At 68.7% G+C, this 15,486-nt stretch carries 8 protein-coding genes; all 8 read left to right on the top strand.

Features of this window, described 5'->3' with window-relative positions; all coding sequences use genetic code 11:
• Positions 1-41 precede the first annotated feature (41 nt).
• The 8 genes from prfB to HZB25_08250 all read left to right on the top strand — a co-directional run bounded on the left by prfB (position 42) and on the right by HZB25_08250 (position 15,484).
• Entirely contained in the window at positions 42-1,064 is a 1,023-nt protein-coding gene (prfB, locus tag HZB25_08285) for a peptide chain release factor 2 (GenBank protein ID MBI5837227.1), read from the top strand.
• An 80-nt stretch (positions 1,065-1,144) separates the two neighbouring features.
• The gene (locus HZB25_08280; protein MBI5837226.1) at positions 1,145-2,509 is read left to right on the top strand and encodes a phosphomannomutase/phosphoglucomutase; all 1,365 of its coding nucleotides are present in this window, start codon (positions 1,145-1,147) and stop codon (positions 2,507-2,509) included.
• A 286-nt stretch (positions 2,510-2,795) separates the two neighbouring features.
• On the top strand, positions 2,796-4,418 hold the full coding sequence (locus tag HZB25_08275) for a hypothetical protein (GenBank protein ID MBI5837225.1): 1,623 nt from the start codon (positions 2,796-2,798) through the stop codon (positions 4,416-4,418).
• A 193-nt stretch (positions 4,419-4,611) separates the two neighbouring features.
• Positions 4,612-7,470 carry a TonB-dependent receptor gene (locus HZB25_08270; protein ID MBI5837224.1) on the top strand — a complete coding sequence of 953 codons (2,859 nt, stop codon included), beginning with the start codon at positions 4,612-4,614 and terminating at the stop codon, positions 7,468-7,470.
• A gap of 29 nt (positions 7,471-7,499) precedes the next feature.
• Positions 7,500-10,169, top strand: coding sequence for a hypothetical protein (locus tag HZB25_08265; GenBank protein ID MBI5837223.1), 2,670 nt, complete (start codon positions 7,500-7,502; stop codon positions 10,167-10,169).
• A 31-nt stretch (positions 10,170-10,200) separates the two neighbouring features.
• Positions 10,201-11,163 (top strand): PorV/PorQ family protein, encoded by a 963-nt coding sequence (locus HZB25_08260; GenBank protein ID MBI5837222.1) that lies wholly within the window; start codon positions 10,201-10,203, stop codon positions 11,161-11,163.
• Between the two features lie 56 nt (positions 11,164-11,219).
• Complete coding sequence (locus HZB25_08255; protein ID MBI5837221.1) at positions 11,220-12,803, top strand: GWxTD domain-containing protein; 1,584 nt, start codon at positions 11,220-11,222, stop codon at positions 12,801-12,803.
• Entirely contained in the window at positions 12,800-15,484 is a 2,685-nt protein-coding gene (locus tag HZB25_08250; GenBank protein ID MBI5837220.1) for a hypothetical protein, read from the top strand. Before HZB25_08255 ends, HZB25_08250 begins: the two co-directional genes overlap by 4 nt.
• Positions 15,485-15,486 lie beyond the last annotated feature (2 nt).

Raw genomic sequence — 15,486 nt, 5'->3', positions numbered from 1 at the left:
CCTGACCACCACCCTCACGCAGCTGCGGAGGTACCTTTGACCTGGAGCGCCAGGAAGAGGTGATCCTCCGGGCCGAGGCCCGCATGGGGGAGGCCGGCTTCTGGGACCGCCCCGACGACGCCGAGGCTGTCATCTCCGAGCTCAAGAGCGCCAAGAGGAAGGTGGAGACGTGGGGCGGGCTGAACCGCCGCCTCTCGGACTCGCGCGAGCTGCTGGAGATGGCCGCCGGCGAGGAGGACGCGGCCACCCTGGAGGAGCTGGACCGGGACGCGGAGGCGCTGGCGCGCGCGATCGCCGACCTGGAGCTGGTGAGCCTGCTCTCCGATCCCAACGACCGGCTGGGCGCGCTGGTGTCCATTCACCCCGGCGCGGGCGGCACCGACTCCCAGGACTGGGCCCAGATGCTCTTCCGCATGTACACCCGCTGGCTGGAGCGCCGCGGCTACCCCCACCAGGTCCTGGATCTGCAGTCGGGCGACGAGGCCGGCATCAAGGACGCCACGCTGGAAGTCACCGCCGAGTACGGCTACGGCTACCTCAAGAGCGAGTCGGGGGTGCACCGGCTGGTGCGGCTCTCGCCCTTCGACGCCGCCCACCGGCGCCACACCGCCTTCGCCTCGGTGTTCGTGTTCCCGCGGGTGGACGACACCATCAAGGTCGAGATCGACATGGGCGACGTGCGCGTGGACACCTACCGCTCCAGCGGCGCCGGCGGCCAGCACGTGAACAAGACCGACAGCGCGGTGCGCATGACGCACCTGCCCACCAATATCGTCGCCACCAGCCAGAACGAGCGCAGCCAGCACCGCAACCGCGAGAACGCGCTGACCATACTCAAGGCGCGCCTGTACGCGCACCTGCTGGAGCAGGAGCGCAAGAAGCTGGCGCACATCACCGACAACAAGAGCGATATCGCCTTCGGGAGCCAGATCCGCTCCTACGTGCTGCACCCCTACACCATGGTCAAGGACCACCGCACCGACCACGAGACTTCCAACGTCCAGTCGGTGCTGGACGGCGACCTGGACGGGTTCATCGACGCCTACCTGAGGCGCAGGGAATAAGGCGCCCGCCGAGGCGGGCCTTCTTCAGACTCGCCGCCCCGCCCGTCGGGCCGCGGCGGGTACCATCGAAAGGACCATTCATGAATCCCCTGATCTTTCGCGAGTACGACATCCGCGGCATCGCCGACACGGAGCTCACCGACGAGGTGGCCACGCAGGTGGGCCGCGCCTACGGCACCTACATGCGCCGCCACGGCGCCAGGCACGTCACCGTGGGCCAGGACGTGCGCCTGAGCTCGCCGCGGCTGGCCGGAAAGCTGGCCGAGGGCATCCTGTCCACCGGAATGGACGTGACCCGCCTGGGGGTCACGCCGACGCCGACGCTGTATTTCTCCATCGATCACCTCAAGGTGGACGGCGGGGTGCAGGTCACGGGCAGCCACAACCCGATCGACTACAACGGATTCAAGATGTGCCGCGGCATGGCCCCGGTGTACGGGGGCGACATCCAGAGCCTGGGAGAGCTGTGCCGCCGCGGGAACTACGAGACCGGTCGGGGCACGCTGCGCGAGGCCGACGTGGTGGGCGCCTACCAGGACATGCTGCGCTCCAAGATCCGCCTCACGGCGGGCCGGCGCATCGCGGTGGACGCGGGCAACGGGGTGGCCGGGCCGGTGGCGGTCCCGGTGCTCAAGGGCATGGGCATGGAGGTGCACGAGCTCTACACCGAGCCCGACGGCCGCTTCCCCAACCACCTGCCGGATCCCACGGTGCTCAAGTTCACCCGGGACCTGCAGGCGCTGGTGACCCGGGCGGGTTGCTCGGTGGGACTGGGCTGGGACGGCGACGCCGACCGCATCGGCGCGGTGGACGAGACCGGCCGGCTGCTCTACGGCGACCAGCTCCTGGGCATCCTGGCCGCGGACGTGCTCACGCGCATCCCCGGCGCGCGGGTGATCTTCGACGTGAAGTGCTCGCAGGGGCTCGAGGAGTTCCTGAAGGCGCGCGGGGCCAGCACCCTGATGTGGAAGACCGGTCACGCGCTGCTCAAGGCCAAGATGAAGGAGGAGGGCGCGCCCATCGCCGGGGAAATGAGCGGCCACATGTTCTTCGCCGAGAACTTCTACGGCTTCGACGACGCCATCTACGCCTCGCTGCTGCTGCTCCAGATCCTGGACCGGCGCGGGAAGAAGCTCTCGGAGCTGGCCGCGGAGATGCCCCAGTACGTGAGCACCCCGGAGACCCGCCTGGACACCACCGACGCCGACAAGTTCCGCATCGTGGCCGCGGTCCGCGACCACTTCAAGAAGACCCATGACGTGCTGGACATCGACGGCGCCCGCATCCGCTTCGGCGACGGCTGGGGCCTCGTCCGCGCCTCCAACACCCAGCCCGTGCTGGTGGTGCGCTTCGAGGCGAAGACGCAGGAGCGGCTGGACAGCATCAAGAGCGAAGTCATGGCCAAGCTGGCCGAGTTCGGGGTCGCGCAGGAGACCGTCCACTAGGGGAGGTCGGTGGGAACCCGACCGTCCGCGTACCCTGATACCCGCCTCACCCCCTTCCCGGGGCAGGCGGTAGCCCCCGGTCTGGCCCGATCCCGAGGTGCCCCCCGATTTGGTCTTGACGGAGCCGCCCGGGTCGGGGCATTCTGGAGGCGCTCGAACCCCTCCTGAGCGCCCCGTCCGGGGCACGATTCCGAATTCAATTGACAGTCTGACAACACCTTCATAGAATGCCGGACTTGGTTACCCGGCATTGCGATATGCGTCCGTCGAAAGGAGTTCCATCCGCATGCGGATAGGGCCGCACCACCTTCGCGCCCTCCCGACAATGCTGCTGGCGGCAACGCTGGCCGGCCCCGGAGCCTCGCTCTGCCGGGCCCAGGCGGTCGGGAGTCTCTCGGAGCCCGTATTCCAGGGCCAGCTGGAGCGGACGGCTTCGCGTCCGATCACCGCGCGGCTCTCCGCCATGGGCGGCGCGTACATCGCCGTGGACGACATCAACAACCTGATCAACCTCTGGCGCCTGGACCGCAACCCGGCGGCCCTGATCGAGGACGTCCAGGGCAACCGCCTGGAGATCCAGGGGTTCAGGGTCAGGCCCACCAGCTCCCGGGGCCCCGGGGATTCCGACGCCGGTCGCGCCGACAACGGCTTCTCCACCGAGCGGGTGGGGCAGGCCATCGGGCAGGCCCGCTGGCGCAACCGTTTCGCGGCGCAGGCCGAGGTGGGCTACCTCGCGCACGACAACACCGAGGATGTCTCCCTGGGCGCGCGGCGTGAGGGCGAGGGCAACGGGCCGCGCCTGGCGATGACGCTCAACAATCGCATCGGGCGGTTCTACTGGGGTCTCTCCCTGTCGGCGACCAACATCGACGAGAGCACCCAGTTCCTTTACGACACCACCTACTACAACTCCGTGGCGGTGGACCGGATGGTCAACAACCCGGCTCTCATCACCGACCGCGTGTCCTACCACTCGATCCAGGAACTGCTGGGGCTGCAGTACGAGTTGTTCAACGGGCTGCGCCTGGGCGGCACCTTCGCGCTGGAGCAGCAGCGCATTGACGCCGCCTCCTCCAACCAGCGGATGCAGCTGGACGCCCTCAACAACCGTTCCCTGATCAAGGGGAGCCTGGGCGGGACCTATCGTTACCGCGACAAGGTGATCGTGGCCGCGCGCTACACGCACAACTCCTACGACGCCACGGAGACGTTCCGCTTCAGCCGCCGCAAGAAGTCGGCGGTCCAGGACCCGCCGGTGATCTACGACGGCCGGGTGGCGGACCACGTCTACCGCACCTTCTCCTTCGACAGCCGCGGCACCTGGAGAGTGCACCCGAAACGGCTGCAACTGGGCTTCGCCTACTCCACGGGCAAGAACGAGCTGTACAAGAACGTGGCGGTGGGCCCGGGCTCGTACAACTTCCTGGACTCGCTGTACCTCGCCAGCACCCCCGCGGGGGACTCGGTGGGAGTGTCGGCGGCGGCCCTGGTCAGCGACGCCTCGCGGGTGGAGAAGTACGTGCGCTGGGGCGTCGGCGCCCAGGTGCATCCTTCACCGGTGAGCACGGTTACGGCTGACTACATCCGGTACACGGCGGACCTCCAGGTGAACGGCATGGGCCGCAGCCCCGAAACCCGGGAAATCCGGGTCGGGGGTGAGTATGTGTTCTCGGGAAAGCTGGCGGTGCGCGCCGGTTACCTGATGCTCAAGCTGGACGAGGATCGCAACGGCACAATTGACAAGCGGGACGGGCATCAGGTAACCTTCGGATTGGGCTACACTCGCGACGGGAAGAAGAGTCTGGAGCTGGTGTATCTCACGGGCAATTCCAAGTCCGATTTTGCCGACCCCTCCCACCTGGAAATCCGCGAGCAAGGCCTGCAGTTGTACGGCCGGATGAGTTTCTAGCCCGTGGATCGACCGCTTCCCAAGTGACCTCTCCTATTTTGTGGCGGGCAGTTTCTGCCCGCCGAAGAGGCGTTTCTGAAGATCCGCGGGCCGCTGGCCCGCGCGGGAAGGCTCCCGCGCAGGCGGCGGCGCCGGGCGACCCGGAATCTCCCCACGGGCCGTGTCGGCGCGGACGAGAGGAGTGAGAGCCCATATGCGCAGCTTGATTCTGAAGACCGGCACCTGCCTTGGGGCCCTGGCCATCCTGCTCGCGTTCGCTTTCCAGGCCCAGGCACAGGAAGTGCGGCACCTCGCGCCCGGCAAGTCCGGGAAGATCGTGGTCAAGGCGCTCGAGAAGGGCCAGAGCTGGACGGGGGGAGCGGTCGCGATCCGCGAGCTCAAGCGCGGCTCCAACCTCGGAACGGACGGCACCGCCACCTTCGACGTGCCCCCCGGGACCTACACCATCATCCTGCAGGCGCCCGGCGTCTCGGCCGACCCGAAGACGGTGGTGGTCGGGCCGGGCCAGACGGTCAACGTGGAGATCAACATCCGGGCGGGCGTGGCCAAGACCCTGGACGTGCTCCACGTCATCGGCGAAAAGCAGATGATCCGCACCAAGTCTTCCGACGTGCGCCAGACGGTGAGCGCCCGGGACGTGACCGAGAAGCCGGTGGACAACCTGATCCAGGCCATCTCGCTCAAGGCGGGCGTGGTGAACAACGCCAGCGGCCTGCACGTGCGCGGCGGGCGCAACGGCGAGGTGAAGACCCAGATCGACGGCATCACCGTGTCCGACCCGCTGGTGGGCGGGCTCATCTCCACCACCAACCTGGGCTTCGACAACGCCGACCTGCTGCTGGGCGGCCTGGATGCCGAGTACGGCAACGCGCTTTCCGGCGTGCTCTCGGTGCAGACCCGCGAGGGCCGCGACAAGTTCGAGGGCCAGTTCCAGTACCACACGGACCGCTTCGGCGACGACCGCAAGACCTACGACAACTACACCCGCGTCTCGACCGGCTTCGGCGGCCCCACGCCACTGAAGAGGCTGACCTACTTCGTGTCCTACGACGGCATCTTTACCGACACCTACCTCAAGTCGCAGGCCACCCAGCGCCGCTCGCGGCTGCTGGACTTCGTTTCCTTCGGGCCGCGGCAGGTCAACGAAGGCAACTGGCAGGCCAAGATGGCGTACCGGTTCGGCAAGGACGACGCCATGAAGCTGACCGGCGAGTACCTGAGCAACCGGACCATCGCCGGGGCGTACAACCACATGTGGAGCCGCAAGGGCTATGTGCTGGTGGTGCCCGAGACCACCTTCGTGGACCCGAACCGGCAGGGTGCCGAGAAGCGCGACCCGGGCAACATCAAGAAGATCGGCAAGAACTACCGCGTCTGGAGCCCGGTGCCCGACCCGAACCCGTACGTGCAGTACGGCCAGGCGCCCGGGTTGGGGGATGCCGGCGCTTACTGGGAATCCTACAACGCCGCCGATCACTTCCCGGTGGCCCGCGACGGATTCGACCTGTACAAGGTGGTGTTCCAGCGCCAGCTCTCGGACAAGACGGTGTACTCGGCCAAGATGAGCCGCTACCAGTTCGACAGCCGTTATGGCGTGGAACGCGATGGCCGTTCGCTGGCCCCCGGCGAGTACGAGGTGCAGCGCCCCGACTACTTCTCCGACTACCTGGGCGGACTGTACTACGCCACCCACGGGGACTTCCCGGTGTACAACGAGCGGCACACCGTGGTGTACACGGTGAAGTCGGACATCACCTCACGGCGCGGCGACTTCACCCCGGGCAAGACCAACGGGCACACATTCAAGGCCGGCGGGGAGTTCGTGTACAACCAGGCGCGCTCGCTGTCGCTCAACGACCCGAACCTGTTCGTGGGCACCAGCGGGCTGCCGGGCGCCACCCGCAGCCAGATCACCGCCTACAACCCCGAGGGCTCCGGCTTCGTGCAGGACCGCTGGGAGTACGAGGGCATGGTGATCAACGCCGGGCTGCGCTACGACTTCTTCTCTCCGGGCCCGCAGATTCCGGACAAGGACCTGCCCAGCGGGAGGCGCTTCAAGACGCAGGTGAGCCCGCGGCTGGGGATCGCCTACCCGGTCTCGGACCGCGACGTGTTCTCGCTGCACTACGGACGCACCTACCAGACGCCGGACCGCCTCTACGTGTTCGAGAACCGTGGCGCCAAGAGCTCGGTGGGGGTGCAGGGCAATCCCGACATCTCGCCCGAGACCAACATCTCCTACCAGGCGGCGGTGCAGCACCTGTTCAGCCGCGACATCTTCGGGCAGTTCTCGGTGTTCTTCAAGGACATCTTCGGGCTGCTGACGGTGCGCCAGAAGCTGGACCGGGAGACGGGCAAGCTGGTGAGCTACTACGTGAACGGGGACTACGCCTCCGCGCGCGGCTTCGAGGTCACGCTCACCAAGCGCATGAGCCACCACTTCGCGGGCGAGCTCAACTACACCTACGGCATCGCCACGGGGGTGGCCAACGACCCCAACGAGGCCGGGAGGTTCATCAGCGGCGGCACGCTGTACCTGCCGATCGACGAGAAGCCCCTGGACTGGGACATCCGTCACAACCTCTCCGCGCAGCTCTCGATCAAGAACGAGGGCAGCTGGGGCGTCAACCTCCTGTGGCAGTACTCCACGGGTCGGCCGTACACTCCGCACACCCGCAACGAGGACAAGACGGACCCGAAGGCCGAGAACTCCCAGCGGCTGCCGAGCAACAGCAGTCTCTCGCTGACGGCGGACAAGTACTACCGCATCTGGGGCCGTGATGTGACGTTCTTCGTGGACGCGCGCAACGTGCTCGACGCGGTGAACATCGCCAATATCGCCCAGTCGACGTACCCCAACCCGTTCGTGGGCTTCAACGAGAATGCCAACTTGAACCCCTACGACGTCTACTTCACGGAGACCGGCAAGGCGGGCGGGGCGTTCCTGTACGACCCGTTCCGCACCGGACACCCGACGTGGTTCCCGCTCAACGACCCGCGCGTGTTCGAGGAAGGCCGTTACATCCGGGTGGGCATCGGAGTGTCGTTCTAGGCGCCCGGGAACGGGAAGAGGAGATCACGATGCGCAATCGCACCGCCCTATTGTGGGTCCTCCTGGGAGTTCTGGCCTGCCTGGCGCCCACTTCGGCCCGGGCGCAGGGCTCGCCCGGCCTCGACGACGCGGAGACGCGCTTCCTGGCGCGGCATGCCCGCGCCACCGGGGCCACCGGGATGAAGGACTCCCGCGGCGTCGCCCGGCCGCAGGTCTACGAGGCCGAGGACAGGACCGGCGGGCTCCACACCATCGGCAGCGTGTGGATGCACATGGACAACACCAACTACTCGCCGGGGAACATCTGGTGGCTGGTCTCCAACACCACCAGCCAGGACCCCGGCATGCAGTGGCCGGGCAACTCGGGCACCGAGTACCTGATCTACAGCAACCTGATCCTGGGGGGGAAGGACAAGGACGGCATCCGGCGCACCGACGAGTTCGACGAGCTGCGCGGCGAGCTCCCCGAGTTCGCCAGGACCCGCCATGCCTACGAGGGCATTCCCGGCGGCAGCCGCGGCCAGGATGACGATGTGGACGGAAAGTTCGACGAGGACTTCCTCAACGGGAAGGACGAGGACGGGGACGGCCGCATTGACGAGGACTACGGCGCCGTTTCGCCCGACATGTTCGCCACCGAGATGCTCGACTACACGCCCGAGGCGCTGACTGACCCCGGCTACAACGAGCCCCACGTGGCCCTGGGCCTCAGGGTGCAGCGCTCCTCCTACGCCTGGTCCACCCCAGGCGGCAGCGACTACGTGGGCGTGCACTGGGAAATCACCAACATGACGCGCCTGATCGAGGGCGTGGGCCGCAACGTGGACTCGCTGTACGTGGGTGTATTCTGGCGGCCCATCACTGGCGCCCGCGACAACCCCAACGCCAGCGGCAAGGGCCTGCTCGGCTGGTTCGAGATCGCCGCCGACGGGCGGACCAAGCCCAGCGAAATCCTCGAAGATTCCAAGCGCCCCGAGCGCGCCTCGCACGAGGACTCGATCCTGCACATCTTCTGGAGCTGCAACAACGACGGGGACGAAGGTAAGACGCCGGGCGCAGGCGCGGTGACGTTCCTGGGCGCCTCCCGCTTCCCGCGGCTCGGCTTCAAGGCGAATCCCACGGCCGATGACATCGCCGCCGACGAGTACGGCTACGCCCCGCGCCATTTGTCGGTGCACTCGTACCGGTACTTCCGCTCCTCGCTGCCGTACGCGCAGGGCGGCCGGCCGACCACGGACCTCGAGTTGTACGACGCCATGTCCAACGCATCGAAGAAGAACGTGGAGTTCCCGGACATGGACAACACCGGCAGCTACCGGGCCATGTTCTCCGTCGGACCGTACATCTCGCTGCCCGCGGACAGCACCGTCGAGTTCGACGTGGGCTACTGCGTGGGCAAGGCGGACTACATCGGCAAGGGCAAGACGCTGCTGCCGACGACCATGGATGACTTCGACGTGTTCCAGAAGAAGTTCGGTCGCGAGGTCCCGCAGGGGCTGCTCTCGTCCGTGCAGCAGGCGTGGACCGCCTACCGCGGGGTCCTCAAGCCCAATCCCAGGTACTTCTCGGACCCCAATCCGAACAACCCGAGGCGTCCGGGCGAGCACGCGTGCAACTCGCCGCGCGACCAGCGCAACCCGGGAGACGGGGGCCGCGAGACGTGCATCATCGCCCCGCTGGGCAAGCAGGTGCAGTACCGCGACTGCCAGGACCAGGAGGGTGACCTGCGCGAACTCAGCGACCAGCACTGCTCGTGGTTCGACCTCGACTGCGATGTCACCACCGGCGTGTGCGACGCCGCGCGGGTGCCGCTCGTGGACCGGGTCCGGTGGGTGGGTGCGGCGCCCCCGGTGCCTCCGCGCGTGCAGGTGGTCCGCGGGGACCAGGCGGTGCAGGTCCTGTGGGACGACATCTCGGAGAAGATCCCCAACCCGGGCAAGCTCGGCGAGGTGCTGGACTTCCGCGGCTACCGGCTGTACCGCGCCGTGGGCTGGAAGCGCGACCCGGCCACCGGGCCCAACGGACCGTCCAGCGACCTGTGGGAGCTGGTGGGCGAGTGGTCCAAGCCGGTGGGCCTGATCGCCAACTCGGTGCTGGACTCGGTGCGCAACCCCGAGGTCTCGGACACCGCCGAGTCGAGCTACGACAACACCGTGAGCTGCCCCACGCACCGCGGCGTGCCCTGCCGCGTGCACAAGGTGGGCTACTACCGCTACGTGGACCGCAACGTGCTGAACGGGTTCCGTTACTTCTACGCGGTGACCGCATACAACGAGACCAACAAGACCAACCCGGTCACGCCGCTGGACACCGTCGAATACCAGGAGACAGGCCGGTCGGCCACCGAGGAGAACGTGGTGGTGCCGCGCACCGATTGCAGCCCGGACGTGGACCACATCAAGGTGGTGCCCAACCCGTACCGGTTCCACGCGGCATGGGACCTTCGCGGGAGCCCCGGCGATCCCACGGGCACGCACATCAACTTCAACCACCTGCCGTGTGGCCGCTACACGCTCCGGGTCTTCTCCACCGCGGGCGACCTGGTGCGCACCTTCAACCAGGAAGATGCCCGGGGCGGCGGCACGATCGAGTGGAACCTGGTCTCGCGCAACGGGCAGGACATCAAGGCTGGAATCTACGTATATTCGGTGGAAGGCGACCGCGGGCAAATGGTCGGCCGGTTCACCGTGATCCGGTGATTTTCGTGGAGCGCTCGGAGGAGGTCGACTCGTGAAACGTACTATTGCGGTTCTGCTGCTGATCGCCTTGCCGTTCGGCGCGGCCCGGGCGGCCGAGATCTTCGAGAAGGTCGGCACGTACGACGCCACCTTCCTGAAGATCGGCGTCGGGGCCCGCGCGGCGGGCATGGGCGACGCGTTCGTCGCAGTGGCCGACGACGGCTCCGCCTCCTATTGGAACGCGGCGGGCGTGGCCCACGTGGCCCGGACGGAGCTGATGTTCAACCACAACAGCTGGGTCGGCGGGCTGCTGGTGGACCAGTTCGCCTACGTGTTCAGCATCAAGGGCATCCCGGGCAACTGGTCGCTGGACGCCCGCTCGCTGAGCATGGACCGCCAGGAGGAGACCGAGCCCTATCACCCGGAGGGCACCGGCCGCACCTTTGACGCGGGCTACGCGGCGTTTGGCCTGACCTACAGTCGCTTCTTCACCGACAAGTTCTCCGCCGGCGTGAGTGCGCGGCTGGTGACGGCGGGGCTGGCCGAGAGCGAGTGGCGCACCGTGACCTTCGACGTCGGTTCACTGTACGACGTGGGCCTGGGCGGCATTCGCATCGGGATGGTGATCCAGAACATCGGCGGCAACGTGAAGTACAGCCACGGCGCCGAGGTGGCGGACATCGACGTGCGCACCAGCAAGATGCCCACCATGTTCCGCGTGGGCGTATCCGCCCGCCCGCTGGGCCAGGACAACTCGAAGCTGCTCACGGCGATGGAGTTCTCGCACCCGCCGGACAACCGCGAGCACCTGAACGTGGGCGCGGAGTACCAGTTCAACAACTACCTGTTCCTGCGCGGCGGCTACAAGTTCGGGTACGACTCCGAGAACTGGGCCGGCGGCGTGGGCGTGCGCTTCCCCGTCAGCGCGAAGACCAAGGCCCAGGTGGACTACGCCTACGCGAACATGCAGACGCTGGGCGCGGCGCACCGGGTCTCGCTGAAGTTCGACTTCTAGGCGCGGGACGCCGATCAGTCGCCGCCCGGCCCGGTGCCGGGTGGCCGGGGACGAGCGTGAAGCAGCAGCCGGAGCACGGAAAAGAGCGCGGGGGGCGGTGCCAGGCACTGCCCCTTCGCGTTTGGGTGGCGCTGGCGCTGGCGGCGATGCTGGCGACGGGAACGGGTGGTGTGGCCGCTCCCGCCTTCTCGGAGCCGGCCGCGCCAGGCGGGGAGGTCTCAGAAGACCCCCGCGAGGAAGAAACCCCGCCGCTGCCCCTGCCACGCTTCTCCGAGGGCGACCTGCTCTTCATCGCCGACGCCGCGGCCTTTCCCTCCGCCGACTCGCTGCCGCGCGTCGAGTTCTACCTGCGCATTCCCAACGACCAGTTGAAGTTCGAGTGGACGGGCGCCCTCTGGGTGAGCCGGGTGCAGGTGGAGCTCGACCTGTACCCTCTCCGGGGGGGGGCGGCGCTGCGCTGGTCGCGCGAGTCGCACATGGCGGCTGCCGACTCCGAGGCCGCCGGCACCGCCCAGCTGCGGCAGGTGCTGGAATGGGACACCCCGCTGGCTCCCGGCGACTACGTGGCCGAGGTCAGCGTAACCGACCTGCAGGCCCCCAAGAAGACGCTGCTGGGGATGATCCGCCGCGACCACCGCTCGGGAACCGCCCGGGGCCTGTTGCGGGTGCGCGCGTTCTCGGCGGACTCGCTGGAGCTCTCGGACCTCGAGTTCGCCGAGTCCTTCGCGGCTCCCGACTCCAGCGTCTTCCGCAAGCCGCGCGTGACGGTCTATCCCAACCCGGCGAGGCGCTACGGTCTCTCGGGCACCGACCTGCCGGTCTTCGTGGCCGGCCGCCTGCCGCGCGGCCGGACCGGGGAGGAGCTGCGCGTGATCTGGGAGGTGTTCGACGGGCGAACCGGCGATCGGCGCGTCCTGTGGGCCGACACCCTGCACGCCGCCCCGAACTTCGACCGCGCGCAGGTGCTGCGCCTGGGCGCCCTGCCCGCGGGGCGCTACCGGCTGAGACTCACCGCCAACCCGGCGACCGGCGCCTCCCGTCGCGTGGAGGGCACCTTCGACATGGCCTGGTCGCAGGGCTCGCTGCTGGAAGTGGACGTGCGGGAACTGGCGGAGAAGGCGGAGCTGCTCTTCCAGGACGTGGAACTGGACCACTTCGAGGAGATGACGCCCGGGGAGCAGGAGGCCTACTGGAACGAGTACTGGACCCGCCGGCGCGCGGGGCCCGAGGGGGCGCTCGGCGACCCGCTGGCGGAGTTCGAGTCCCGCCTGGTGGTGGCGGGGCGCTCCTTCGGGGGCAACCTGAGAGGCTACTTCACCGACCGGGGACGGGTGTTCGTGAAGTACGGCCACCCCGACGAGATCCGCCAGCGGGTCATGCCGGTGGGAGGCGAATCGCTCTCCGACCTGGGCTCCGACCTGGCCCTGGGCGAGGACAGCAACCGCGGCCGGGTGCTCGAGAACAAGGGCGCGCGGGGCCGGGGGGACACCCGCTCCTACGAAATCTGGGACTACGATCTCCACGGCCGCATGATCTTCGGCACGCGCGCCCGGCAGGCCCGCCACGGCAGCCACATGCGGTTCATCTTCGTGGACGAGACCGGCACGGGCGACTACGTGCTCAAGTACAGCTCCGAGTGATTCCGGCCCCTCGCTTCCACCCGGCCCGCGCGCCCCTGGGCGCCGCCGGCCGCGGCCTCCGCGTCGCCATCGTGATGCTCCTCGCGTTTCCGGTCATGGCGTCCGCCGGGGCACCGCGTGCGGGCGGACCGGCGTTTGCCGATCCCGATGGGCCGCGGGTGCCGTCCCGGGTGGTGGGCGGCCCGGGCGGCCGCGGCGGCGCCACCCCGCAGATCTACGAGTTGCGCCAGGGAGAGGGCGGCCTGCACACCATCGGCAGCGTCTGGATGCACATGGACAACACCAACTACTCGCCGGGCAACCCGTGGTGGCCCAGCGGGCTCAACTCCGATCCCGGTGGGCAGTGGCCGGGCAACTCCGGCGTGGAGTACATCCTGTGGAGCTCGCTGTGGGTTGCCGGCAAGGACCGCGACGGCGTGCGCCGGGTCAGCGAGTTCGACGAGATCCGCGGCGAAGCCGGCGACTTCGCCCGGACCCGGCACGCCTACGAGGGCATCCCCGCCGGGCTCCGGGGCCAGGATGACGACGTGGACGGGCGCACCGACGAGGACTTCCTCAACGGCAGGGACGACGACGGCGACGGGCGCATCGACGAGGACTACCAGGCCATCTCCCCGGACATGTTCGCCGCCGAGATGCTCGACTACACCCCCGAGGCCTTGGGCGACAGCTACGACGAGGCCCACGTGCCCCTGTACGTGAAGGTGCGGCGCACCTCCTTCGCCTGGAGCACCCCGGGGGGCAGCGACTTCGTGGGCATCCACTACGACATCACCAACGTCACGCGTGAAGTGCTGGGCGCGGGCAAGGATATCGACTCGGTGTACGTGGGCACATACTGGCGCCCCGGGACCGGCGCGCGCGACAACCCCAGCTTCACCCAGGACGACCTCGCCGGGTGGATGCAGGTGGCCGCCGACGGCCGCACGCAGGCCTCCGCGCTGCTGGACGACCCGCAGTGGCCGGAGCGCGCGTCGCGCGAGGACTCGGTTCTGCGCATCTTCTGGAACGCCGACAACGACGGGGACGAGGGCGTGGTGCGCGGCGCCGGCGCGATGCTCCTGCTGGGCGCCTCGCGCTTCCCGCGCCTGGGCTTCCGATCCGTGCTCACCCCCGATGACGTGGCGCGGGACGAGTACGGCAACGCGCCGCGCCACATGTCCGTGCACAGCTTCCGCCTGTTCCAGTCCTCGCTGCCCTACAGCCAGGGCGGGCGTCCGGTGACCGACCTGGAGCGCTACGACGCGATGGCGAACGCCTCCAAGAAGCGTCTCGAGTTCCCGGACCTGGACAACACCGGCGCCTACCGCGCGCTGTTCTCGGTGGGACCGTACGTGACCCTGCCCGCCGACAGCACCCTGGAGCTCGACGTGGCTTTCTGCGTGGGGCGCGCCGACTACGGGCCGCGCGGGCGGGACCTGGTGCCCACCACCCTGGAGGACCTCAACATATTCCAGTCCAAGTTCGGAAACCAGGTGCCGCAGGGGCTGCTGGGCTCCTGCCAGCAGGCGTGGCGCGCGTGGCGGGGGGTGCTGCGCCCCAACGCGAACTACCGGGCCGACACCGTGCCTCCCCGCGCCGGCGCGCACGCGTGCAATTCCCCCCGGGACATCCGTAACCCCGGCGACGGGGGCCGCGAGACCTGCATCATCGCCCCGCCCGGGCGCGCGCTGTCCTACAGCGACTGCAGCGACGAGGAGGGCAACCAGCGCGACGTCGGCGACCAGCACTGCACCTGGTTCGACCTCGACTGCGATCCCACCACCGGGGCGTGCGACATCGCGGGCGTGCCCCTGGTGGACCGCGTGAGCTGGATCGGGCAGGCGCCTCCGGTGCCACCCCGGGTGCGACTGGTGCCGGGCGACCACCGCATGACCGTGCTGTGGGACGACCAGGCCGAGCGCATCCCCGACCCGGGCACCGGGTTGCTGGACTTCCGGGGCTACCGCCTGTACCGGGCCGCCGGCTGGAAGCGCGATCCCGAGACCGGTCCCAACGGGCCCGCGATGGACCTGTGGGAACTGGTGGGGGATTGGGCCAAGCCGGTGGGCCGGGTGGCCTCCGGCACGCTGGACCAGGTGCGCGACGCCGCGGCGGTGCCGGACGGCCCCGCGGGCTGGGATTCCAGCGTCACCTGCCCGGACTTCCGCGGCGAGCCCTGCCACGTCCACAGGGTGGGCTACTACCGCTACGTGGATCCCCAGGTGATCGACGGGTTCCGCTACTTCTACGTGGTCACCGCCTACGACGAGAACACCAAGCCGACGGGCATCCGCACTTCGCCCCTGGACACCGTCGAGCAGCAGGAGACGGGGCGCGCGGCCATCGAGGAGAACGCGGTGGTGGCGCGCACCGACTGCGCCACCGACGCGCGCGGCGTGCGGGTGGTCCCCAATCCGTACCGCTTCCGGGCCGCCTGGGACCTGCGCGGAAGCTCCAATGATCCCACGGGGACGCACATCAACTTCAATCACATGCCCTGCGGGCGCTTCACGCTGCGCATCTTCACCATGGCCGGAGACCTGGTGCGCGAGTACCGCGAGGACGCCGCGCGAGGCGGCGGGACGGTGGAGTGGAACCTGGTGTCGCGCAACGGGCAGGACGTGAAGGGCGGCATTTACCTGTACACCGTCGAGTCGGCCGTGGGGCAGGCCGTGGGCCGGTTCGTGGTCATCCGCTAGGG

This window comes from Candidatus Eisenbacteria bacterium (assembly GCA_016235265.1).
Taxonomy (GTDB): Bacteria; Eisenbacteria; RBG-16-71-46; order RBG-16-71-46; family JACRLI01; genus JACRLI01.
The sequence above is the reverse complement of the archived record's forward strand: the minus strand, read 5'-3'. Positions and strand labels throughout refer to the sequence as shown.

Coding starts and splice junctions, on each gene's coding strand:
- HZB25_08280 (MBI5837226.1), top strand. CDS start 1,145: ATGAATCCCCTGATCTTTCGCGAGTACGACATCCGCGGCATCGCCGAC.
- HZB25_08270 (MBI5837224.1), top strand. CDS start 4,612: ATGCGCAGCTTGATTCTGAAGACCGGCACCTGCCTTGGGGCCCTGGCC.
- HZB25_08275 (MBI5837225.1), top strand. CDS start 2,796: ATGCGGATAGGGCCGCACCACCTTCGCGCCCTCCCGACAATGCTGCTG.
- HZB25_08265 (MBI5837223.1), top strand. CDS start 7,500: ATGCGCAATCGCACCGCCCTATTGTGGGTCCTCCTGGGAGTTCTGGCC.